The following is a 22,736-nucleotide window of genomic DNA, read 5'->3' as shown; positions in this document are numbered from 1 at the left end:
GCGCCTCACAGGTAGCCGACGACCAGGCCCTTGGCGATGAGGTACCAGCCGTCCACGAGGACGAAGAGGAGCAGCTTGAAGGGCATGGAGATGGTGGTGGGCGAGAGCATGTGCATGCCCAGCGCCAGCAGGATGTTGGCCACCACCATGTCGATGACGATGAAGGGCACGAAGAGCAGGAAGCCGATCTGGAAGGCTTCCTTGAGCTCGGAGACCACGAAGGCCGGGACAATGGTCATGAAGTCCTTGTCCGTGAGGTCCTTCCTGTCCTCCTCGGTGCGCATCTTCCGGGCGAGGTTGAAGAAGAGCGCCCGGTCCTTGGCGGTGACCTTCTTGATGAGGAAGGCCCGCAGCGGTTCCTTGGACTTGTTGGCCGCCTCCAACAAGGTGCCCACCGATTCCGAGGACAGGAGCGAAGGTCCCTTGGAGAGGATGTCCACCTCCGCTGCCCGGTACATGGCCTGTCCCACCGGGGCCATGATGTAGACGGTGAGGATGATGGCCAGGCCGGTGATGACCTGGGTGGGCGGAATCTGCTGGGTGCCCAGTGCCGAGCGCACGATGGAGAGCACCACTGAGATCTTCACGAAGCTCGTCACCATCATCAAAACGAAGGGGACGAGCGACAGCGCGGCCAGCGCCAGCATCAGCACCAGCGGCCGGGAGGCGAAGGAGTCGGGGCTCACCGCGTCGACGTTCACGGCGGCGTCGGCGGCGGCACCACCCCCGCGCTTGGCGCGCTGGGCGAAGGCGAGGAAGGGCTCCAGCGCGAACACCACGGCGAAGAGCCAGGGCGACAGGCGGAGGGCGGGGAGGCGGACGTTGGTGAATCTCACGAGTCGTCTCGATCAGGCGCCCGGCGGCTCGGTGCCGCTCGGTTGGGTAGCAGTAGTCCCCTGCTGCGTGGCGTCGCGGCGGGCGAGGAGCTTCTGGAGGAAGGGAGAGAGGGAGATGACGTTGGACGGCGGAGTCTCGGAGCGGATGCGCTCCACCGCCGCGGTGTCGAGCTTGGAGAGCAACTGGAGGCCGTTCTCGCCTCCGCCCACCAGCAGGTACTCGTCCGCGGCCTTGAGCACGAAGAGGGTGCGGCGCTGATCCAGCGGCACCCGCTCCAACACCGACACCACCGAGGGCCGTCCCGCGGGCACGCCCTGCAAGCCCATCAGCTTGCGCAGGCCCACGTTGAGCGTGAGGTAGATGGAGGCCACCACCGCGCCGAACAGCAACAACGTGCGCGTCAGCATCCACCCGAGGCTCTCGGGCTCCTCCTCCAGGCCCGCGGGCGGCTGGGAAGGCACCCCGAAGTCCTCCACGGAGGGCGGCTGCGGAGCGGCGGGAGCGGCCTGGGCCGGGGTGGCGGCCTGAGCGGGCGGTGCGCTCGAGGCGGGGGCGTCGGCACGGGCCAGCGGCGCCAGCAGGACGCACGCGCACACCAGCCAGACCGGACGCGGGGGAAAAACGGAAGACACTGCCATGGTGGGGGGCGAGGCTAGTGCATCGGGCAGGAGACCGCCACGGGCCGCCGCCGCCCTGCCCCGCTCCCTCGCTTGCCTGCCCGGGTCACCCCACACGCGCCGCGCTCCTCTCAGCCCGCGAGCGAGAGGACCCGGACGCCCAGCTGCCCCTCGATTTCCACCAGCTCGCCCCGGGCAATCACCTTGCCATTCACCGACAGGTCCACCGGCTCGCCCGGCGCCCGGCGCAGCTCCACCACCTGGCCCACCCGCAGGGCCACCACCTGATCCGCCGTCACCGGCACCCGCGCCAGCTCCACGGAGATCTGCAGCGGGATGTCACCCAGCAGGTCGCCCGAATCCATTCTGTCGTCCACGGCACCACTCTCCGCCAAAGGGTTGCGCATCTCGGGGTTGGTGAACTCCTCGTCGTCCCCCGACTCTCCCAGGGCCCCCGCCGCGGCCTCATCCGCCTCGGAGGGCACGCTCCGTGGGAAGGACTGATCTCCCGCCACCAGCCCGGTGATACGTGCCTGGTACTGGCCATTCTCCAGGTAGACGTCCGCGGCCAGGCAGCCCTTGCGGGCCAGCCCCAGCAGCACCCGGGCGGTGCCGTTCTCCCCCCGGTCCGGCCGGGCCGAGAACGCATCCACCAGCACCACGTCCTTCACCCGGAGGCTCGCCAGGTCGCCGCTGGAGATCTCCGCCTGGGCGATCTCCGCGCGCAGCCAGGTGCGGACCGAGGACAGCCGGCCCAGGTTGGCCTGGATGTCCGCCTGCAACGCCGCCCGGCGCTGCTCGGCCGCCTGCGCCGGCTCCATCAGGTCCAGCACGCCCGAGGGCACGAAGAGGCGCACCATGCCATCCTGCGAGCCGAGCCGGGTCCGCAACTGGACCACCAACACCGGCCCGTCCTCGCTCAGCCGGGTCACCGCCTCGTCCAGGCCGCGCGCCACGCCCTCCAGGCGCAGCTTGGGCTGGTTCGGATCCATCCCCGGCACCAGCGCCTTGAGCGCCTCGAGGATGACGAAGCCCGCCACCCCCTCCTCGATGTCCGTCAGGGGCCGCACGCCCACGGCCTCGCCCGCGCCACCCAGCAGCGCGTCCACCGCCGCGTGCGCCAGGGGCAAGCCAATCTCCAGCACCGCGCGCCCGCGGTGCGGACCGGGCACCAGGAAGGACAGGAAGGTGGGCTCCGCCAGGTGGCGGCGCAACTCGCCCGCGCCAATCGCCCGCACCGACTCCACGGAGAAGGCCACCGGCGTGTCGAAGAGGCCCTTGAGCCGGGTGCACAGCGCCTCGACGGCCTCGGCCTTCGGCGTCAGCCACCGGGCGCGCGAGGTGAGCCGGAACTCGTTGAGCGACACCTTCTCCAGCTTGGGGAAGGAATAGGGCTTCCACTGCTTGCCCGGGGCAACCGGGGCAACCGGGGCAACCGGGACGGCCGGGGCGGTCGGACGCTTGAGCTGCCGCGTGTCGACCAGCATGGTGCGCTCCTGGGGACCGGGCTCGTCATCCAGGTCGAGACTGCTCATGACTTCGCCTCGACGCGCAGCTCCTCCAGGGTGAGGCCGCGTCCAGCCAGCGCGTTCTTGAGCGTCTCACGCTGCCCCTCGAGCATCTTCAGCACTTCCCTGTCGCTGCCGCTGAAGGTGGCGTGGATCTTCCCGTTCTTCGCGCTGAGCTTGATGGACAGGCCCTTGAGGACGTCGTTGCGCAGGTCGATCTGGAACTCCGCGTTGCCCGCGGCGTTGGTACCCACGCGCACGCGCTCGACGATCTTCTGGGCGATCTCATTGGCGATGGCGCGCAGCCGCTCCGAGCCCGACGCGGGATTGGGCTTGGCCACCGGCACGGGCGCCATCAACGCGGGGTTGAAGCGGAAGCTGGCGGCCGCCTCGGCGCCGTCCTTCTTGTCCTTGCCCTCCCCGCCGCCCTTGCCCCCACCGTCCGCATCGGCCTTGAGCGAGCCCTTGCCCTCCCGCCGGGCCTGCACGCCCATGGCGGCGCTCTCGCTGTCCTTGTCGAGCGCCTCGCCGCGCTCGTCCAGGGCCTTGCTGGTGTCCTTCGCGTCCGCCGCGCGGGACTCGACCCGCGTCTGCGTCACGCCCTGGTCCTGCTTCTTGGCCTGCGCCATCTGGGGGGACTCCGACTGGCGGCCCCCGGACACCTGGCCCTCGGACATGCCCGTCTGGCGCTGCTGACCGCGCAGGTCTCCCGCCTTGCCCTCCTGCTGCAGGCGAGCCAGCACGGACTTGCCCAGGTTCTGCTGCGGAGGCTGCTGCGCCTGCGCGGACTTCTGCTGCTGGACCAGCTTGGAGAAGGAGGACTCCCCTTCCTGGCGCTGCTTGCCCTTGGATTCCTGGAGACGCTTCTCCTGGACCAGCCGCTCCGCGGTCCTCTGCGCCTGACGATCGTCTTCGACTCGGCTCATCTCGACACCACCTGGGGGGAGCTGGAGGTTACTTGCGCTGCCTCATCAGGAACAAGGTGTTCCCGATTTCCTCCTGGTTCAGCTCCTCCTTGGCCTGACGCTCGGCCCGGATCTGCTTCTGCCAGTTCTCCTTGTGCTTCTCGATGGCCTTGAGCTCCTTGGCGGCCTCGGCCATCTCGCGCCGGCGCTGCTCCACCAGCTTCTCGGCCGTCTTGACGACCTCCTTCTGGCGCTCGATCTCCAGCGCGAGCTGCGCCTCCTCGTCCTTGAGGCGCTCCTCGTACCGGTTCATCATCGTGAAGCTGTTGGGACCGGTGGTCCCCTTGGCCATGAGTCCCTGGAGGTAGGCCATGACCTTCTGCTTGCGCTCGGCCTTGCGCGTCTCGAGCTCCTGCTCCAGGCGCTTGAGCTCGGCCTTCTGCTTGTCCAGCGCCTTGACGGCGTCGGAGAAGGCCTGCTCGGCCTCCTCCTTGGCGCGCTCGCGCATCTCGAGCAGGGTCTGCAACCGGTAGGGGGGCATGGCCCCATCCTAACCTGGAAAACCCCGGGTCCGTCACCCCTCCCGGACAGGCCTGCCCGCTACTTCACGCCCTGGGGCCTCCCCGTCACTCCTCGAACAGGCCGATGAGCTTCTCGACGGTCTCGTCGAACCCACTGTTGGAGTGGGTGTCCTGCTTGAGGAAGTCGATGATGGAGTCGTACTTGTCGATGGCGTAGTCCGTCCGGGGGTCCGTGCCGTACTGGTAGGCGCCCAGGAGGATGAGGTCGCGCTGCTTCTCGTAGGTGGCGAGCGTCTCGCGCAGCTTGCCCGCGGCCTTCTTGTGCTCCTTGGAGACGATGCCGCTCATCACACGGGAGAGGCTGGCGAGCACGTCCATGGCGGGCCACTGGTTGCGCTCGCCGAGGGCACGGTTGAGGATGAAGTGGCCGTCGAGAATACCGCGGACCTCGTCGGCGATGGGCTCTTCCATGTCACCGCCGGCCACGAGGCAGGTGTAGATGGCGGTGCACTTGCCCTTCTCCGAGTTGCCCGTGCGCTCGAGGATGCGCGGCAGCATGGAGAACACGCTGGGCGGGTAGCCCTGACGCGCCGGGGGCTCGCCGATGGCGAGGCCGATTTCACGCTGGGCACGGGCCAGACGGGTCACCGTGTCGAGCATGAAGAGGACGTTTCCGCCGCGCTCGCGGAAGTACTCGGCGATGGCCGTGGCCACGTAGGCGGCGCGCAGACGCACGAGGCTGGGCTGGTCCGAGGTGGCGCACACCAGCACGGAGCGCTTCATGCCCTCCTCGCCCATGGCGTCCTCGATGAACTCGCGCACTTCGCGGCCACGCTCGCCGATCAGCGCCACCACGCACAGGTCCGCATGGCTGTTGCGCGCTATCTGTCCCATCAGCGTGGACTTGCCCACGCCCGAGCCGGCGAAGAGGCCCACGCGCTGGCCCTCGCCCACGGTGAGCAGCCCGTCGATGCAGCGCACCCCCAGGGGCAACGGCCGCTCCACCCGCTGGCGTGTGAAGGGATCCGGGCAGTCCCGGTCCACCGACCAGTCGAACAAGCCCTCGGAGGGCAGCGGCTTGCCGTCCATGGGCTCGCCGATGCCGTTGAGCACGCGGCCCAGCAGCCCCTCGCCGCACTTGATGGAGAGGGGCCTGCCGGTGGGGACGACCTCACTGTCCGGGCCGATGCCGAGCAGCTCGCCCAGGGGCATGAGCATGACCTCGTCGCCCTGGAAGCCCACCACCTCGGCCTTCACCGCGGAGCGGCCGCCATGGCCCTTGATGATGACCAGCTCGCCCACGCGCACGCCGGGCACGCTCGCCTTGATGACCAGCCCCGTCAGCTCGGTGACGCGGCCCTGCACCCGGTACAGCGGCGCTTCCTTGATGATGGAGAAGTAGCGCTGGAGATCGAGAGGCATGGCTTACGCGGGGCCTTCCTTCTTGCCCTGATCCGGAAAGAGGACGTTCTGCAGCATCTCGAACTGGGTGGGCAGCTGCGCGTCCACCTTGCCGAACTCCGTCTGCACGATGCAGCCCACCGGGGCCACGTCCGGGTCCTCCTTGATGGACACGTCCACCGCCCGGCCGATGAGCTCCATCAGCTCCGCCTTGCGGGCGCGCAGCACCGCCGCCGACTTGGGATTGACCCTCAGCACCACCGCCCGCGCGTTGCGCAGCTCCTCGATGGCCTTGGCACAGATGTCCGCCAGCAGCGTGGGATCTCGCTCCACGTCGCGGCCGATGATCTTCTCGGCGATCTTGCACGCCAGGGCCACCACGTCGCGCTCCTGCTGGGCGAGGATCTCCCCGGCCTGCATCTTCGCGCGCAGGAGGGTCTCCGTGGTCTGCGCCAGGCCCTCCTGCCGGCCCTGCTCGCGCGTCTTGGCCAGCAAATCCTCGCGCTCGCGCTGGGCCTCGGCGAGGATGCGCTCCTTCTCGCGATTGGCCTCCTCGATGATGCCCTGGGCGCTCTGCCGGGCATCGAAGACCTCGGCGTTCATCACGCCCGGGCGCGGAGGACGCAGCACCGGCCTGTCCCCGCCGGCCGGCCTGTCCCCACCGGGTAGAGGCTCGGCCCCCGAATCGCCCTTGATCACCTTGCCGATCGCCATGGAAAGCTCCTTGTCCGCCGGATGCTAGCGCGTTCCGCCCCGCGGTCCACGCCCGCTGGTGCCCGGCCCGCCCGGCCGCTGCACGCGCCGCTGGACCTGGGAACCTTCCGTCTTCACCGCCGGGAGGGACGTGCTGGTCCCCAGCACCCTGGGCGGCCGTTCAGGCTCACCCTCCACCCGGGATACGGCGCTCCGGCTGTGCGTGCGCGCCACCGGGGAGCGGATGATGCGCGAGACCTCCGAGTCCTGCGCGGGAACCTCGACCCGGGACCGGGAGCCCACGTTCGTGGGGGGCCGCGACGACGGCGGCGGCCCGATACGCGCCCCGGAAGGATCCGGCTTCACCTCCGCGCCCTCCCGAGCCCCATCCCGAGCACTCCGGGGGGCTACCCGGCTCACCCGCGAGGGCGAGGACTCGGGCGGGGCCTCCTGGCGGTTTCCGTAAGCCGAGCTGGCACCTGCCCGGCGAGCCTCTCGCTCGGCGATGGGATCCCTCCGCATGCTGACGGACTGGGAGGACGCGGACCGGCGGACCGAGGCTTCCGAGCTGGCGCCCGCGCGCATCTCGCGCGACATGGCGGGATTCCGGCTCGCGGGAGGCGGAGACACCACCGCCGGCTTGCCGGCCACCGAGGGCGGAGGGCCGAGAGCGGGCGGACGAGGCGGGGTGAGCCGTACCGGACGCTCGATGAGACCCCGGGCCGCGAGCCGCTCCAGGTCCGTGACGATGTCCGTGCGGCCACCATCCCCGCGGGTCGTCGGCTTGGCGCGCTCCTCGCGTACCCACTTCGCGAGCATCTGCCCGAACTCGCTGCGGTGCTTCTCCACCAGGCGCGAGGCGAACTCGGCGGACTGCGCCACGCTGGCGCGCGCCAGCCGGTGCACGCCAGCGCCTCGAATGGCGGCGGCCAGGTTGTCCATGCCGCCGTACAGATCGAGCTGCGCCTGGGCGTCCTCCTCGGCGAGCTTGCGCGGGGCGTTGGCCGTCACGGCGCGCGTGGCGAGCTGACGCAGGTGGGGCGGCAGCACGGCGAAGGCCGGCTCCCGAGCGCCATCCGGAATGCCCGCCAGCGCCGGCCCCAGCACGCGAGCGCCCAGCCGGTCACACATGGTGAGCAGCTCACGCGTCTGCAGCAGCAGCACGTCGGTGAACTTGAAGGGAACATGCGCCGCGGACTCGCGCGACAGCCGCTCCTCCAGCTTCCAGCGCACGATGTCCAGCACCTGAGGCCGGACCTCGCGCGTGAGCTTCACCTTCCCCGTGTTGGGCAGATGGGAGCGCACCGCCTCGGCCAGCTGCGCCGGCAGCGCGCGCAACATCACCTCCACCAGGGCGGCACGCTCGCGCTTGAGCAACCCCGCCAGACGCTCCGGATCCGCGCTCCACAACTGGCCGCGCCGGTCCTTCACCAGCCGCTTGATCTCCTGGACCAGCAGCGGGATGCGCTTCTCGCGCGGAATCTGGAGGATTTCCTGGGCCCGGTGCCGGAGCAGTTCCGCCTCTTCCTCGGGCAGATGCTCCAGCGCGGCGATGCCCTCCTGGCCACCGAAGGTGACGGCGGTCAGGAGCATCATCGTCTGCCGCTTGCTCAGCGAGGTGAAGAACTGATCCAACGGTCACCCCGCGGGTGGGAGGCGTTCCAGGAAAGGAGCGGACGTCGCTCGGCTCACTGCTTCGGGCGGGGACGGCCCGTGGCGGGAGCGGCACCACCGCCCCGGAGCATGGGCCACACCGCCAGGCCGATGGCCGCCAGGATGACCATCACGGCCACGCCCGCCATCATCCGGAACTGGCTCACGCTGGAGGCCGTCATCCGCATGCCGAACACGTCCTGCAGGCGGCTCTCCGGGCCCACCTCGGCATCAGGAGGCAGCGCCGGCGTCAGCAGCACCGTCACCGCCGCGGGCTTCAGCTCCGGCACCGCCGTGGAGACGAACTGCTGCACGTCCTCGCGCTTGATGGGCGACTCGTTCTTGAGGCCCGGCCGGAATTTGATGAACACCGACGCCGAGGGCTCCGGCTTGTTCTCCGGCTGCGTGAGGTCGTTGTTCTCCGGAATCATCACGATGACCCGGGCCTCCAGCACGCCGTCGATCTGATTGAGCGAGTTGGACACCTCGCCGCCGAGCGCCTTGAGCAGCATGGCGCGCTCCTCGGTGGCGGTGGGCACCATTCCGCCCTTGGCGAAGTGGTTCAGGCCCTTCTCCATCGGCCGCGGTAGCGAGTACGCGCGCAGCAGCTCGGCGGCCTGGGCCGCATCTGCCTTGGGCACCTGGATCCGGAAGCGCAGCTCGTTGCCACCCTCTTCCTTCATCTTCGTGGCGGCGATGCCGTTCTTGCTGAGCAGGACGTAGATCTCATTGGCGTCCTGTTCAGTCAGGTCGTGTTGCAGGTCGATGGTGCAGCCGGTCCCCACCGCGAGAACGAGGAGGGCGGCGAGCGCGTACGGTCGGAGCGTCATGGGCGCGCCTAGCTTAGATGGGCGGGCTCCCTCGCAACAAGACCCAACCCGGAAACAGCCTGGAAAGCAGGAAGGGCGCCCCCTCGCATTCGAGGAGACGCCCTTCGCGGTGGAGGAACCGGCTCGGCCGGTTGCTCGCTCACACCTGGGTCTTCAGGGTGTCCTTCAGACCGCTGGTGGCCTTCTCGACGACCTTGCTCGTCAGGTCCAGCTCCTGCGTGTACTTGTACATGCCGGCCTGGAGCGACAGCAGCTCGGCGTTGGAGAACGTCTTTCCGGAGGCGCCGGCCTGGATGAGCTTGTCCATGTTGACCTGGCCCTTCTCCAGCTCGCCCACCACGTGCGACAGCATGTTGCCAACCTTGTTGGCCTCCTGCTTGCCGTTGACGGCCTCGGCGCCGCGCGCGGTGGCGGGCTCCTGGCCGGCGGTGTTCACCTTGTTGAGCGCCGCCTTCTCCGTCTTGCCGACGGACTCGGTGTGGCGGATCTGCTCGGCGCGCTGGGTCGCCTGAGTGGCCTGGGTGGCCTGGACCTGCTCAGGCCCGCCCGCGGCCTGGGCCTTGTTAGCGAGGGCCGCGTCGAACTTCGAGGCTCCCTGCTTGTTGACCTGCTGCGCGCCCTGATCCTGCAACTTCTGCTGAGCGATCTGCGCCGCCGAGACGCCGGCCATCGGACCCGCCATGTGACTGCCTCCTTGAATCCTCGGAGGAGGAAGAGTCCTCCTCGTTCAAAAGCTCCTTGAGCCGTTCGATGGCGCGCGCATGCAGCCGCGACGCCCAGCTCTTCGACTGCCCGATCTCCGCCCCCGCCTCTTCCAGCGTCTTGCCCTGGAAGTAGTAGCCCTGAAGCAGCCGGCGCTCCTTCTCCGGCAACTTCTCGATGGCCGCCCTCAACCTCACCCGCTGCTGCTCGAGCTCTATCCGTTGATCCGCCGGAAGCGACTCGTCCGAGAAGCCGAGGGTGTCCGCACCTTCGAGACTGGTCGCGAACACCATCGCCAGCCCCGCCACCGCGTTGGAAATCTCCATGACATCATCGTCAATGGACCCCCCGCGGTTGCCTCCTCCCTGCTCGCGATCCGAAAGATTTCCCAAATACGCCGTCGCCCGCTCTCCCATGTAGGAGCTGCGCGCGTCGTTGCCCTTGAGAATCCCCATCTTGCGCAGGCCGTCGTAGATGGCGCCCTTGATGCGGTAGTGGGCAAATGTGAGGAAGTTGGCGCCCACCTTCGGATCAAAACGATCCGCCGCCTCCAACAGGCCAATCTGGCCGTAGGCGATCAGCTCATCGAGCTCGAGCTGGGCGGAGAACTGCCTGCGCACGGTGGCCGCGAGCGACCGCACGTAGGGGCCGTACTTCTCCAGCAGGACCTTATTGTCTTCGCCGAGAGCCAAGCGGGGCGCTCACTCGGCCTTCGACCACAACCGCTCGAGGGCCTGATTCAGTCGGGGGTCATCCTGCAAGGCATCGGCGATCTTGCTCGTGAGCGCCGACGACTTCATCCGCAGCTTCTCTTTGAGCACTTCGGCGACGAGCTTGCGCGTCGCCTCTTCCTTGTTCTTGAAGTCCCCGTTCTTGAGCTGTTTGGCGATGGCGAGCGCCTGGGAGGTGATGGGGTCAGCGGCCTGGGGCCCCTGAACGTTGCCGGAGCCCACGGCTCCAGAGGGGCCCACCAGCCCGGCGGTGCGATCCACCGAGCCACCAAAAGTCGTCGCCCCTGCCTTGCCGGCCGGCGCCTTGCCGGAGGGGCCCTTGGCGCCTCCAGCACGTCCCTTTCCGCCCCCTCGTCCAACTCCACCGACCGACATCGGCATCTCCTTCCTTCAGCACAGTCTACTTCTTCGCGGAGGGCGGAGGCAGGGCCCCCGCTTCTTTCGCGTCGATGAGGGCGCGGGCCAGCCGTCCCCCATCACCTTCAGAATCCAGATCAATGGCGGCCTTCAGCTCCTTGAGGGCCTCGGGCACCTTCCCCATGAACAGCAGGGCCTCGCCCACGTGGGCGCGAGGCAGGGCCGAATTGGGGGCGAGCCGCTGAGCGGCCCGGTAGGCCTGCAGCGCCTTGTCATGGCGGCCCTGGGCGAACTCGAGCGAGCCGAGCGCCAGCTGAGGCACCTCGCTCCTGGGCATCAGCAGCGCGGCGCCAGCGAAGATTTCGCGCGCCTTGTCGAACTGGCCCATGTCCAGCCACAGATAGCCCGCCTCGAGGAGGATCATCGCCTCCCGCCTGGCGAGCGGCACGAGGCTGCCCGAGATCTCCGAAGTCTCCGCCATGTGACGTCTGCTTCCTTTTCCGGCCCGGCCATGGGGAGGACGAGGCCTCGTCCTCCCCGGAGCACCGGACCCGTGAGACCGCCAGCGCCGACGCTAGCGGATGTTGCCGATCGAGTTCTTCGCCGAGTCGTGCCGGGTCTTCAGCACGTTGGAGATGGTGCTGAACACCTGGTTCTCGCGCTGCATGGCGACCTGCAGGCCCAGCAGCTTCTTCTGCTCGGCGAACATGCCCTGCATCTCGCCGTTGAACTCACCGCCCACGCCGCTGCCGCCGCCGGGCAGGCTCACCTGGCCGCTGTTGCCGCCGGAGGCGCCGATGGAGGTGGAGCCCGACACGAGCGCGCTGCCGCCGCCCGCGTTGAGCGTGGTGTTCATGGGGGAGGCGCCGGAGCCCAGGGCCGCGCCGTAGTACGGAGCCGAGCCGGAGCCGCTGGTGTTGCTGAAGGTGGTGAGCGAGGACACCGCCGCGGACACCACGGAGCCGCCGGGCACCATGTTGGCCACCACGCCCACGCCGCCGGCCACCATGTTGGCCGCCGTGCCGACGCCGTTCTGCACGCGAGCGGCGAAGCTCGTGTCAGGGGTCACGCGGGCCGTGGTCACGTTGGTGGACATCCGCGGCATGTTCAGGTTGCTGTCGATCTTCATGGTTCCTCTCCAGACGATGGAACGGCCAAGGCTTCGTGGAGCACTGGGGGTTCCCGCGCTCCCTTTTCCTGAATTATCGGTGATCGTCCGCCACAGTTGCGTCTGATCCACCAGAAAGTCGGCCCGGGCCGAAAAACCTCAATTATCTCCGGCCTTTACCCTTGGTCTCGGCCACCAGCCGCTCGCGCGTCTCCAGGAGCACGCCGAGCAATTCCTCGGTGCGGGAAATGGCGGCCTGGACCTTCTTGGCGTGCTCGGCCTTGGGGCCCTTGAGGTTGGCCAGCTCGCTCTTCACCGGAGTGAAGAGGGCCTGGACCTCCTCGGCGGAGGCGGTCTCGATGAAGGACTCGATGGCGGGGAAGGAAGGCGTGGGCAGGGGCTCTGCGACGGGCGCGGGCTGCTGCTTGGACGGGGGAGGCATGGTGGAAAGGTAGGGGAAAACACCCTCCGGGTTCAAGCCGCCTGCCCTACGGTCGAGGCGGCGCGCCAACAAAAGACGCCCGGGGAGGGCTCAGGCGATCCCGCTTCCCAGGACGTCCCTGGCCGCTACCCAGAGTGCACCTAGCTTTTTCCCAGCGGGGGGCACTGCCAGGGGGGCACCGCCCACCGCCTCAAAGGGAGAATCTCATGAGCAAGAAGATCGTGGGGCTGTTCGCGACCGTGGCGCTGCTGAGCTCTGGTGTGGCCCTGGCGGGTGACGACAAGCACAAGGACCAGCAGAGCCAGACCAGCGGGCAGATGGGCAGCGACATCGGCGGCTCGGGCCAGACCCAGATGCAGGGCCAGATGGGCATGACGGGCGAGAAGCAGGTCACCGGCACCGTGGTGAAGAGCAGCAGCAACCTGCTCCACCTGCGCACGGACAACGGCATCATCCCCGTGAAGATCGACAAGGACACCCAGTTCGCGGATCCGACCGTCAAGCGCGTCAAGGACCTCAAGGAAGGCCAGCAGGTCCGCGCCAGCTTCGACATCAAGGGCACGGACAACGTGGCCAAGAGCATCTCGCTGGACATGGCGAACACGGGTGGCAGCGGCCTGGAAGGCGACACGGGCATCAACCAGGACATGGGCGGCTCGGGCCTGGACCAGGACATCAACAAGGACCAGGACATGGGCGGTGACGTGGGCGGCTCCGGCGACGTGGGCGGCTCCGGTGACGAGGGCGGCGACGTGAAGCACTAGTCCCAGTCCCACCCATGGATGAAGGACCTCGAGCCCGCGGCGCCACACCGGTGCCGCGGGCTCCATCAGTTCATTCAGTATTGACTGAACGTCCTGACGCCCGTAGACGGGTGCGCGACTTCCGCTCCGGGAGAAGCCGCGCATGCGTCGGGACGGGTTGAGCGCCGAGGAAGAGCGGTTCATCGAGTCGATGGGCCTGTTCTTCGAGCGCCAGGGCGTACCGCGCATTGGCGGCCGCATCCTCGGATTGCTGCTGCTGGCCGAGAAGCCGCTCGCACTGGGCGAGGCCGCCAGGCTGCTGAGGGTGAGTCCGGCCTCGGTCTCAACCAACGTGCGCCAGTTGCAGGCCAGCGGCCTGGTGGACCCCGCCAGCATCCCGGGGGATCGCCGCCACTACTACGTCTTCAACAGCGCGGGCTGGGATCACCGGCTCGAGATGGCCGTCACCGCCATGGACGCCCTGAGCCAACTGTGCCAGGACGCACTGGCCATGCCCGAGCTGAAAGAGCGCCACAAGCTGCGCGAGGCGGTAGAGTTCTGCGGCTTCTACCGCCAGGAACTGGCGGGTGCGGCCGAGCGTTGGCGTGCCCGCTTCGCCCGGAGACCCGGCAGCCAGACCACCCCTCCCCCACCCGTCCCGCGCCAACGCCGGAGCGGCGCCCGCTAACCTCCCCCACCCCTTCCCCGGTCTCGGAAAGGACCGAACCCAGCCATGACCCAGCTCACCGCCGTTTCTGGCGCCAACCGGCCCATCGTCTCCCTCACCGACGTCATCAAGACGTACACCCTGGGCAAGGTGGAAGTACCCGCGCTCCGGGGCCTGTCCCTGGACGTGTACCCCGGCGAGTTCATCTCCATCGCGGGCCCGTCCGGCAGCGGCAAGACGACGGCGCTCAACCTGATTGGCTGCGTGGACACGGCCAGCTCCGGCGTGGTGAGCGTGGATGGCCAGGACACCAAAACGCTCTCCGAGCGGCAGCTCACGGACCTGAGGCTGCACACCATCGGCTTCATCTTCCAGAGCTTCAACCTGGTCTCGGTGCTCAGCGTCTACCAGAACGTGGAGTTCCCCCTGCTGCTGCAGCGCAAGCTCAACCCGAAGGAGCGCCAGCAGCGGGTGATGACGCTGCTGGAGCAGGTGGGCCTGGACAAGCACGTGAAGCACCGCCCCAATGAGCTGTCCGGCGGCCAGCGCCAGCGCGTGGCCGTGGCGCGCGCGCTCGTCACCCGGCCCAAGCTGGTGCTGGCCGACGAGCCCACCGCCAACCTGGACTCCGTCACCGGCCAGAACATCATCGACCTGATGAAGGAGCTCAACCGCAAGGAGGGCACCACCTTCATCTTCTCCACCCACGACGCCAAGGTGATGAACCACGCCAACGCGGTGGTCCGGCTGGCGGACGGGAAGATCCTCGACCGCATCACCCCGGCCGAGGCCCAGAAGGCCATGGCCGCGGGAGCGGAGGGGCACTAGATGGGACAGCTCAAGCTGCTGGTGCAGGTGGCCTTCCGCAACCTGTTCGCCAGCTGGGTCAACGTCATCATCGGCGGCATCATCCTCTTCGGCACCGTGCTGGTGGTGGTCGGGGGCGCCGTGGTGGACAGCCTCGACGAGTCGATGAGCCGCAGCATCATCGGCAGCGTCGCGGGCCACCTCCAGGTGTACTCGGAGAAGTCCAAGGACTCGCTGGCGCTCTACGGAAACATGGGTGGCGAGGCGGACCTGCGCGTCATCGAGCGCTTCTCCGACATCAAGAAGGTGCTGGAGCAGCACCCCAACGTGAAGACGGTGGTCCCCATGGGGACCAACTCCACCATGCTGATGTCCGGCAACACGGTGGACCTGACGCTCGCGCGCCTGAGAGACCTCTACAAGCAGGCCGCCGCGGGTGAGACGCCCGAGCTGCGCGCGCAGATCGACAGCCTCAAGACCCACGTGCGCCAGATGATCGCCCTGCTCGAGAAGGACCTGGAGCGGCGCAACGCCCTCGCCGCCGAGAACGCGATGGATCCCGCGGACCTGCGGGCCCTGGAGCGCGCCCGCTCCCAGGAGTTCTGGGACGGTTTCGAGAAGGACCCGCTCGCCTCGCTCGAGCTGCTGGAGAACCGCATCGCCCCACTGGTGACGGACGGCGACATGGTTCCCCTGCGCTACCTGGGCACCGATCTGGTCAACTACCAGAAGACCTTCGACCGGATGCGCATCGTGGACGGCACCGCCGTGCCCGAGGGCCAGCGCGGCCTGCTGCTGCCCAAGTTCTCCTACGAGGAGTTCTTCAAGCTGAAGACGGCGCGCCGGCTGGACATCATCAAGGAGGCCCGCGACGTCAACCACCGGAAGATCGCCGAGGACCCCGAGCTCCAGCGCCGCCTGAAGGAGAACCAGACCCAGACGCGCGAGCTCCTCTTCCAGCTGGATCCGCTCAAGACGCAGCAGGCCATCGCGCGGCTGCAGAAGGTGCTCGGCAGCACCGAGACGGAGCTGGAGAAGCTGCTGGTGGCGTTCTTCACCATGGACGACGCCAACTTCGACACGCGCTACCAGCAGTTCTACGCGGAGCTGGTGCCCCTGCTGGACCTCTACCGCCTCCGGCTGGGGGACGAGCTGACCATCACCGCCTTCACGCGCACGGGCTACGCACGGAGCGCGAACGTGAAGGTGTACGGCACCTTCGAGTTCACCGGCATGGAGAAGTCCCAGCTGGCCGGCTCGCTCAGCCTGATGGACATCATGACCTTCCGCGAGCTGTACGGCTACATGACGGCGGACCAGAAGGACGAGCTGGCGAAGCTCCAGGAGGCCAGCGGCGTCACCGACGTGACGCGCGAGGACGCCGAGGCGGCCCTCTTCGGCGAGGACAGCTCGCTGGTGGCGGAAACCACCTCGGGCTCCATCGACGAGGACGCGCAGCTCGCGGGCTCGTCCCAGGCGCGGCGCCAGCAGGAGCTGGCCCTGAGCAAGTACACCCAGCAGGACATCGACGACGGCGTGGTGCTCCATGCCGCGATCATGCTGAAGGACCCGGACACGCTGGAGCAGACCCTGGTGGAGCTCCAGGAGGCGTCGAAGAAGGCCGGGCTGCCGCTCAAGGTCGTCTCCTGGCACCAGGCGTCGGACCTCGTCGGGCAGATCATCCTGGTGGCCAAGCTGGTGCTCTACGCGGCCGTATTCATCATCTTCGTGGTGGCGGTGGTCATCATCAACAACTCGGTGATGATGGCCACGCTGCAGCGGGTGCGGGAGATCGGCACCATGCGCGCCATCGGAGCACACCGCGGCTTCGTGCTGGGCATGGTGCTGCTGGAAACCACCGTGCTGGGCCTGGTGTTCGGCGCGGCGGGCGCTCTGCTGGGCTCCCTGGCCGTGAAGGGGCTCGGCATGGCGGGCATCCCCGCCTTCCACGAGTCGCTCTACTTCTTCTTCTCCGGCCCGCGCCTCTTCCCCACCCTGCAGGCCTCCAACATCATCACCGCCCTGGCCATCGTGCTCGGGGTGTCCGCCTTCTCCACCTTCTACCCGGCGTACCTCGCGACCCGGGTCTCGCCCATCCAGGCGATGCAGACGGACGAGTGAAGCCATGTTCCAACTCCTGCTCATCGCGCTGCGAAACCTCGCCTCCCACAAGCGCCGCACGCTGCTGCTGGGCGGCGCCATCGCCGGTGTCACCGGGCTGCTCGTCATCCTCATGGGCCTGTCCAACGGCATCCAGACGACGACGGTGGAGACCGCCACCACGCTCATGACCGGGCACGTCAACGTGGCCGGCTTCTTCAAGGTGACCGCGGGCCAGTCCGCCCCCGTCGTCACCGCCATCCCCGCCCTCCAGAAGCAGCTCCTCCAGGAGGTCCCCGAGCTCGACTACATGGTCCAGCGCGGGCGCGGCTACTCCAAGGTGGTCAGCGACACCAGCTCCATGGACCTCGTCCTGGGCGGTGTCGACATCCAGAACGAGACGGGCTTCCGCAAGGCCCTCATGCTGCGCGAGGGCCGCATGGAGGACCTGGAGCAGCCCAACACCCTGCTGCTCTTCGAGGAGCAGGCCAAGAAGCTCGAGGTGAAGGTGGGCGATACCGTCACCCTCTCCTCCCCCACCATGCGCGGCACCAGCAACACCGTGGACGTGCGCGTGGCCGCCATCGCCGCCAACGTGGGCATGCTCAGCTCCGTCTACTGCTACCTGCCCAACTCCACCCTGCGCGCCCTCTACCAGATGCGCGACGACGCCACCGGTGCCCTCCACCTCTACCTCAAGGACACCGCCGACGTCCCCGCCGTCCAGGCCCGCCTCATGAAGCGGCTGCCCGAGCTCGGCCACAAGGTGCTCGACCACAACCCCAACCCGTTCTTCATGAAGTTCGAGACCGTCAACCGCGAGGCCTGGACGGGTCAGCGCCTGGACATCACCAACTGGGAGGATGAGATCTCCTTCATCACCTGGTCCGTGAAGGCGCTCAACGGGCTCACCGTGGGACTGCTCGTCCTGCTGCTCATCATCATCAGCGTGGGCGTCATGAACACCCTGTGGATCGCCATCCGCGAGCGCACCCGGGAGATCGGCACGCTGCGCGCCATCGGCATGCAGCGCGGGTGGGTGGTGCTGATGTTCCTGCTCGAGGCCTTCATGCTCGCGCTGTTCGGAACGCTGTCCGGCGCCCTGCTGGGGCTGGCCGTGTGCCTGGGCTTGAACGCCGCCCACATCACCATGCCCGTGGCCGTCCAGCTCATCATCATGTCCGAGCAGCTGCGCTTCGCCGTGAGCCCGGCCGCCGTGGCCAGCTCCATCTTCATCATCACGTTCTGCACCACCCTCGTCTCGCTCATTCCCTCCTTCCTCGCCGCGCGGATGAAGCCCGTCACGGCGATGCACCACATCGGGTGATGACCATGACCCTGCGCAACCTCTTCGGCGCCGTGCTCGCCGCGGTACTCCTCGCCGTCCCCTCCGCCCGGGCCGCCGACATGAAGGACCCGGCCGAGCTCAAGAAGCTCCTGGCGACGCTCGATGACCGCCAGAGCAATGGCGGCGACTACAAGTCGCTGATGTACATCGAGCAGAAGGAGAAGGACAAAACGGACGTCGTGCGCGAGGCCGTGGTGTACCGCCGCGACGCCAAGGATCAGCTGATGATCCTCATGACCAAGCCCAAGGGCGAGGCCGGCAAGGGCTACCTCCGGCTGGAGAAGAACCTCTGGAGCTACGATCCCAACACCGGCAAGTGGGAGCGGCGCACCGAGCGCGAGCGCATCGCCGGCACCGACAGCCGCCGCGCCGACTTCGACGAGTCCCGGCTCGCCGAGGAGTACGACCCGGCGTTCGAGGGCGAGGAGAAGCTCGGCAAGTTCACCGCCTGGAAGCTCATCCTCACCGCCAGGCAGGGCGTGGACGTGGCCTACCCCGTGGTGCACCTGTGGGTGGACAAGGAGACGTCCAACATCCTCAAGCGCCAGGAGTTCGCGCTCTCCAAGCGCCTGATGCGCACCGCCTACTTCCCCAAGTGGATGAAGGTCTTCAGCGAGTCCAAGAAGGCCGACGTCTGGTTCCCCCAGGAGATGCGCTTCTATGACGAGGTGGAGAAGGCCAACTCCACCGTCATCGTCGTGAAGAACGTGGACCTGAACGCGCTGGAGGAGAACATCTTCACCAAGGCCTGGCTCGAGAGCAAAAGCCGATGAGCACCCGCACCACCCTGGCGCTCGCCGCGGCCCTTGCCGCCCTGCCCGCGCTCGCTCAGGAGCGCCCCAGCGAGGCGGACCTCTTCGGCGGTGAGGCTCCGGCAACCCAGGAGGCAGCGCCCGCTGCTCCGGCGGACGCAGCCCGCCCCGACGAGAGCGCCCTCTTCGGAGACGCTCCCGAGGCCCCTCCAGCCGCCACGGCCCCGGAGGCCCGGGACACCCGGCCCGGGGATCGGGACGCGCAGGCGCTCGATGGCCCGGCGGCCACCAACGCCTTCGACACCGCGGAGGCCGTCGAGGATCCGCTGAAGATCGGCGGCCGCTTCTACCTGCGCGCCCTCACCCAGGGCAGCGAGGGGGTGTCCTTCGGTAACACCGCCGTCTCCGCCCCCATGCTGGTGGACGGCTACCTCGATGCGCGCCCCACCGACCGGCTTCGCGGCTTCGTGCTCGGCCGGCTCACCTATGATCCCACGCGCAAGGAGGGCTCGGGCAGCCTCCTCCCCTCGGCGCCGGGTGCGGCCGCCGCCGAGCCCCGCGTGCTGCTGGACCAGGCCTGGTTGCGTTTCGACCTGGATCACAAGCTCTTCATCACCGCCGGCAAGCAGCACGTGAAGTGGGGCACCGCGCGCTTCTGGAACCCCACCGACTTCCTCAGCCCCCAGCGCAGGGATCCGCTCGCCCTCTTCGACGCGCGCACCGGAGCCACCATGCTCAAGGTGCACGTGCCCTGGGAGGCCCGGGGCTGGAACTTCTACGCCATCGGCCTGCTCGACAACGCCGGCCCCGCGGACACGCTCGGCCGCGTCGGTGGCGCCGCCCGCGCCGAGGTGGTGCTCGGCTCCACCGAGCTGGGCTTCGATGCCGTGCTCCAGCGCGGCCGCAAGCCCCGCTTCGGGTTCGACTTCTCCTCCGGCATCGGCCCCATCGACATCTACGGCGAGCTGGCCGTCCGCAGGGGCTCCGACACGCCCCTCTACCAGCTGCCCGCGGGACTCTCGCTCGAGGACCTGTTCAGCCAGGCCAACAACGGCGGCCCGCCGCTCGACATCGGCGCCATCCCCGTCGAGACGACCTACCTGGATGGCTCCTACATCCCGCAGCTGACCACCGGCGCCACCTGGACGTTCGCGTACTCGGAGAACGACACCGCCACCGTGGGCGTCGAGTACTTCTACAACCCCACGGGCTACTCCTCCTCGCTGGTCTACCCGTACCTGATCTTCCAGGGGCAATATCAGCCCTTCTTCATCGGCCAGCACTACGCCGCCATCTACGGGCTGCTCTCCGGACCGGGCTCCTGGGACAACACCAACTTCATCCTGTCCAACCTGGGCAACCTCTCCGATCGCTCCTTCATCACCCGCCTGGACGTGACGCACCGCGCCCTGCGCTACCTCAGCGTCGAGGCCTTCGTCGCCCTCAACTACGGCCAGAAGGGGGGCGAGTTCCGCTTCGCCCTCAACCTGCCACCCATCCGCCAGGGCGAGCAGGAGATCCCCGCCGTCAACATCGCCCCGCCCACGCTCCAGGCCGGCGTGGGGCTGCGCATCGACCTCTGACAAGCCCCCGGAATCAGGGACTTTTCACGTCACTTCCAGAAAACGGGAAGAATTCGGTCCCCGCCCACGCAACTTCCCGGGGGACCGGGCGATAATGCCCTCAAAGCAGTCGCGTCTTTCCCGAAAGGTGATGCCATGTCCACCCGCATCGGAAACAACTCTTCCTTCACCGCTACCTCGGCGGCCCGTACGGCTGGCCCGACGATCCAGCCTCCGTCCACGGAGGAGCTCAAGGGCGTGAAGTCCGCCAGCGACCTCGGGTCTGACTTCAAGCTCGACGTGAACAGCGACTCCGAGCTGGCCGACGTGCAGGCTTCCCTCGGGCAGCTCGTGGGTGAGAAGAAGGGCCAGGGCTACGGCATGATGGTCGAGAGCCTGGGCAAGACCTTCAAGGGCCGCGCCCTCGAGGGCATCCAGAAGGACATGGCCGCGTGGGTCAAGGCCAACCCGAACGCCAGCCCGGAGAAGGTCTTCGAGCAGGCCTCCAAGGTCATGATGAAGCAGGTCCTGATGCAGCAGACCTTCAAGCAGACCATCGACCAGATGACCAGCGCCGCCATCTCCCGCATGAAGGACACCTTCGAGGGCTGATGCGGAGCACGTCCGAGCGGGGCGGGCGGTTCGTCTGCTCGCCCCTCGGACGGATGAACGGAGGCTCGTCCTCCGGGCTGTACCGGTTCGTCCGCCGGTGGACACGTTTGGGGAGATGAGCCTCCTCGCACTCTCCCTGACGCTGCTTCTCGGACAGACCCCCTCTCCCACCGCCACGCCGCAGGAGGCTCCTCTCGTCGAGCCCGCGGCCCAGCAGGAGCAGGCGCCGACCCTCGAGGAGTTGGAGCGCACCGCCCGGGAGCTGGAGGTGAAGCAGCTGCGCGCCCAGGTGGAGCTCCTTCAAGCCGAGCTGGAGGCCCAGCAGAGCCAGCAACAGGAGGACCAGGCGCGTCTCCAGACGATGGAGCAGCGGGAAGCCGTCGTGAGCGCCCGGGCCCAAGCCCTGGAGCAGCTCCGGCAGCAACGAGTGGAGAGCCTGAACAGCGGCTACCAGTGGATGATCACCACCGACCAGCTGCTCGAGGAGGGGGACTTCTCCGTGGGTCCGGCGATCACCTCCGCCCGGCAGGACCTCTCCGATGCACTCGCCAATGCCGTCCAGAGCGGCCAGGGTGATGCCGCGCGCTTCATCGGGCGCGCGATCGACCGCATCGGCTTCGCTGAGGAGGCCGTGGAGCACCGGGACACCATCACGGCCCGCCAGCATCTGCAGAACGCCGGCTACGAGCTGAGGCTGGCCTGGCGGCTCAGCATCCAGCGCTCGGGCGCCACACTCGTCAATCAGTAGTAGTGCGGCGTGACCACTGCGGGCGGGCTGCTCGGCTTCGCGATGAGGTAGCCCTGCACGAAGTCCACCCCGTGCTCGCGCACCCACCGCAGCTCCTCGGGCGTCTCGATGCCCTCGGCCACCGTGAGGATGCCCAGCTTCTGCGCCAGCTCCAGCAGCTTCTCCGTGATGGACGCCTTGTAGGAATCCTGGTGGATGCCCCGGATGAGCTCCATGTCCAGCTTCATGATGTCCGGACGCAGCTGGTGGATGAGGTTCAGCGACGAGTACCCCGCCCCCAGGTCATCCAGCGCCACCCGGAAGCCCGCCTGCCGGTAGTAGGCGATCAACGACTTGAGGTGGTTGGCGTCCGGCGTGTGATCCGACTCGATGATCTCGAAGACCACGTTGCTCGGCGGCATGCCCACCTCGGAGATGGCCGCCACCGTGGAGCGCAGGCAGAACGCCGGATCGTAGATGGCCGTGGGCGTGAAGTTGATGAAGATGGGCACCTTCAAGCCCAGCCGCGCCGCCTCGCGCACCGCGGACAGCCGCGCCGCCAGATCCAACTGGAAGAGCAGATCCGCGTCGCGCGCCAGCGTCAGCATCTTCCCAGGGAACACCAGCGACCCGTCCCGCTCCAGGCCGCGCAGCAGCGCCTCGTAGGCGTACACCTGACGCGTGTCCTGGGCGTGGACGATGGGCTGGTAGTGGCTGGTGACACGCTTCTCCGCCAGCATGTCCACCAGCCACCCCGAGCGGCTGAGGGTGAAGAGCTGCGGCAGCGAGCCCACCCGCGGGAAATCCCCCAGACCCGGCTCGCCCTCGCCCTCGACGAAGAGCGCGCGCGTGGCCCGCGACTCCTCGCCCGTCAGCGCGCCCATGACGTCGGCCACGAAGGCACTCAGCTGCGCGCCCTCCAGCCGCACCGCCACGCAGCGATCATTCGGCATGGCCTGGTACTGGCGCCCGGAGTCACCCAACTGCCGCACCAGCTTGCCGTAGCTGTGACCCAGCGGCAGCCAGAGGAAGAGCCGACCCGCTCCCTCCATCTCCAGCTTCTCGGGCAGGGTCTGGCACCGCTCACACGACTTCGACACGGTCTGGCTCATG

General features: G+C 68.3%; 25 protein-coding genes. 9 read left to right on the top strand and 16 right to left on the bottom strand.

The features are described from left to right. Nucleotides 1-5: 5 nt before the first annotated feature. From sctR to BO221_RS21355, 15 genes are all read right to left on the bottom strand, one after another. Nucleotides 6-836 carry a type III secretion system export apparatus subunit SctR gene (sctR, locus tag BO221_RS21425; protein ID WP_073562319.1) on the bottom strand — a complete coding sequence of 277 codons (831 nt, stop codon included), beginning with the start codon at nt 834-836 and terminating at the stop codon, nt 6-8. A gap of 12 nt (nt 837-848) precedes the next feature. Next, nucleotides 849-1,475, bottom strand: coding sequence for a flagellar biosynthetic protein FliO (locus BO221_RS21420; RefSeq protein ID WP_083681241.1), 627 nt, complete (start codon nt 1,473-1,475; stop codon nt 849-851). A gap of 110 nt (nt 1,476-1,585) precedes the next feature. Beyond that, nucleotides 1,586-2,989 (bottom strand): type III secretion system cytoplasmic ring protein SctQ, encoded by a 1,404-nt coding sequence (gene sctQ, locus BO221_RS21415; protein WP_073562318.1) that lies wholly within the window; start codon nt 2,987-2,989, stop codon nt 1,586-1,588. After that, nucleotides 2,986-3,888: a flagellar hook-length control protein FliK gene (locus BO221_RS21410; RefSeq protein ID WP_073562317.1), complete on the bottom strand. Its 903-nt coding sequence runs from the start codon at nt 3,886-3,888 to the stop codon at nt 2,986-2,988. Before BO221_RS21410 ends, sctQ begins: the two co-directional genes overlap by 4 nt. Nucleotides 3,889-3,916: 28 nt before the next feature. Next, nucleotides 3,917-4,408, bottom strand: a complete 492-nt coding sequence (locus BO221_RS21405) for a flagellar assembly protein FliH (protein WP_043405093.1) — start codon at nt 4,406-4,408, stop codon at nt 3,917-3,919. Nucleotides 4,409-4,493: 85 nt separating this feature from the next. Continuing rightward, entirely contained in the window at nt 4,494-5,810 is a 1,317-nt protein-coding gene (gene sctN / locus BO221_RS21400) for a type III secretion system ATPase SctN (RefSeq protein WP_073562316.1), read from the bottom strand. 3 nt (nt 5,811-5,813) lie between these two features. Further along, nucleotides 5,814-6,503: a FliH/SctL family protein gene (locus tag BO221_RS21395; protein ID WP_073562315.1), complete on the bottom strand. Its 690-nt coding sequence runs from the start codon at nt 6,501-6,503 to the stop codon at nt 5,814-5,816. A 24-nt stretch (nt 6,504-6,527) separates the two neighbouring features. Next, nucleotides 6,528-8,117, bottom strand: coding sequence for a hypothetical protein (locus BO221_RS21390; RefSeq protein ID WP_073562314.1), 1,590 nt, complete (start codon nt 8,115-8,117; stop codon nt 6,528-6,530). Between the two features lie 53 nt (nt 8,118-8,170). Beyond that, nucleotides 8,171-8,965, bottom strand: a complete 795-nt coding sequence (locus tag BO221_RS21385; RefSeq protein WP_073562313.1) for a type III secretion protein — start codon at nt 8,963-8,965, stop codon at nt 8,171-8,173. Nucleotides 8,966-9,104: 139 nt separating this feature from the next. Next, the gene (locus tag BO221_RS56290) at nt 9,105-9,647 is read right to left on the bottom strand and encodes an ATP-dependent helicase HrpB (RefSeq protein ID WP_233166185.1); all 543 of its coding nucleotides are present in this window, start codon (nt 9,645-9,647) and stop codon (nt 9,105-9,107) included. Beyond that, nucleotides 9,529-10,359 carry a sigma-70 family RNA polymerase sigma factor gene (locus tag BO221_RS21375; protein WP_073562312.1) on the bottom strand — a complete coding sequence of 277 codons (831 nt, stop codon included), beginning with the start codon at nt 10,357-10,359 and terminating at the stop codon, nt 9,529-9,531. The genes BO221_RS56290 and BO221_RS21375 overlap by 119 nt, the downstream gene beginning before the upstream one ends. Before the next feature lie 9 nt (nt 10,360-10,368). Continuing rightward, nucleotides 10,369-10,773, bottom strand: coding sequence for a hypothetical protein (locus BO221_RS21370; protein WP_073562311.1), 405 nt, complete (start codon nt 10,771-10,773; stop codon nt 10,369-10,371). A 25-nt stretch (nt 10,774-10,798) separates the two neighbouring features. After that, nucleotides 10,799-11,236 carry a tetratricopeptide repeat protein gene (locus tag BO221_RS21365; RefSeq protein ID WP_043405075.1) on the bottom strand — a complete coding sequence of 146 codons (438 nt, stop codon included), beginning with the start codon at nt 11,234-11,236 and terminating at the stop codon, nt 10,799-10,801. Nucleotides 11,237-11,329: 93 nt separating this feature from the next. Further along, complete coding sequence (locus tag BO221_RS21360) at nt 11,330-11,884, bottom strand: hypothetical protein (RefSeq protein WP_073562310.1); 555 nt, start codon at nt 11,882-11,884, stop codon at nt 11,330-11,332. Nucleotides 11,885-12,026: 142 nt separating this feature from the next. Continuing rightward, nucleotides 12,027-12,305 carry a hypothetical protein gene (locus tag BO221_RS21355; RefSeq protein ID WP_073562309.1) on the bottom strand — a complete coding sequence of 93 codons (279 nt, stop codon included), beginning with the start codon at nt 12,303-12,305 and terminating at the stop codon, nt 12,027-12,029. Between the two features lie 206 nt (nt 12,306-12,511). On the opposite strand from BO221_RS21355, the gene BO221_RS21350 reads away from it, so the two are divergent. From BO221_RS21350 to BO221_RS21310, 9 genes are all read left to right on the top strand, one after another. Beyond that, nucleotides 12,512-13,069, top strand: a complete 558-nt coding sequence (locus tag BO221_RS21350) for a hypothetical protein (protein ID WP_073562308.1) — start codon at nt 12,512-12,514, stop codon at nt 13,067-13,069. Between the two features lie 142 nt (nt 13,070-13,211). Next, a complete protein-coding gene (locus BO221_RS21345; protein ID WP_073562307.1) occupies nt 13,212-13,736 on the top strand; it encodes a GbsR/MarR family transcriptional regulator in 525 nt (174 codons plus the stop codon). A 45-nt stretch (nt 13,737-13,781) separates the two neighbouring features. After that, nucleotides 13,782-14,543 carry an ABC transporter ATP-binding protein gene (locus tag BO221_RS21340; RefSeq protein ID WP_073562306.1) on the top strand — a complete coding sequence of 254 codons (762 nt, stop codon included), beginning with the start codon at nt 13,782-13,784 and terminating at the stop codon, nt 14,541-14,543. After that, a complete protein-coding gene (locus BO221_RS21335; RefSeq protein WP_073562305.1) occupies nt 14,544-16,643 on the top strand; it encodes an ABC transporter permease in 2,100 nt (699 codons plus the stop codon). It abuts the gene before it with no gap. 4 nt (nt 16,644-16,647) lie between these two features. Further along, a complete protein-coding gene (locus BO221_RS21330; protein WP_073562304.1) occupies nt 16,648-17,949 on the top strand; it encodes an ABC transporter permease in 1,302 nt (433 codons plus the stop codon). A 5-nt stretch (nt 17,950-17,954) separates the two neighbouring features. Beyond that, nucleotides 17,955-18,743 (top strand): outer membrane lipoprotein-sorting protein, encoded by a 789-nt coding sequence (locus BO221_RS21325; RefSeq protein ID WP_073562368.1) that lies wholly within the window; start codon nt 17,955-17,957, stop codon nt 18,741-18,743. Continuing rightward, nucleotides 18,740-20,305, top strand: coding sequence for a hypothetical protein (locus tag BO221_RS21320; protein ID WP_073562303.1), 1,566 nt, complete (start codon nt 18,740-18,742; stop codon nt 20,303-20,305). Before BO221_RS21325 ends, BO221_RS21320 begins: the two co-directional genes overlap by 4 nt. Before the next feature lie 135 nt (nt 20,306-20,440). Next, nucleotides 20,441-20,896, top strand: a complete 456-nt coding sequence (locus tag BO221_RS21315; protein WP_073562302.1) for a hypothetical protein — start codon at nt 20,441-20,443, stop codon at nt 20,894-20,896. Between the two features lie 115 nt (nt 20,897-21,011). Further along, nucleotides 21,012-21,644, top strand: coding sequence for a hypothetical protein (locus tag BO221_RS21310; protein ID WP_073562301.1), 633 nt, complete (start codon nt 21,012-21,014; stop codon nt 21,642-21,644). On the opposite strand, the gene BO221_RS21305 is transcribed toward BO221_RS21310, so the two are convergent. Continuing rightward, nucleotides 21,638-22,735 (bottom strand): EAL domain-containing protein, encoded by a 1,098-nt coding sequence (locus tag BO221_RS21305; protein ID WP_073562300.1) that lies wholly within the window; start codon nt 22,733-22,735, stop codon nt 21,638-21,640. The two genes, BO221_RS21310 and BO221_RS21305, sit on opposite strands and share 7 nt — an antisense overlap. Between the last annotated feature and the right edge of the window lies 1 nt (nt 22,736).

Source organism: Archangium sp. Cb G35 (assembly GCF_001896145.1).
Taxonomy (GTDB): Bacteria; Myxococcota; Myxococcia; order Myxococcales; family Myxococcaceae; genus Archangium; species Archangium violaceum.
Note: the sequence above shows the minus strand (reverse complement) of the source record. Positions and strands in the feature narration are given on the sequence as shown.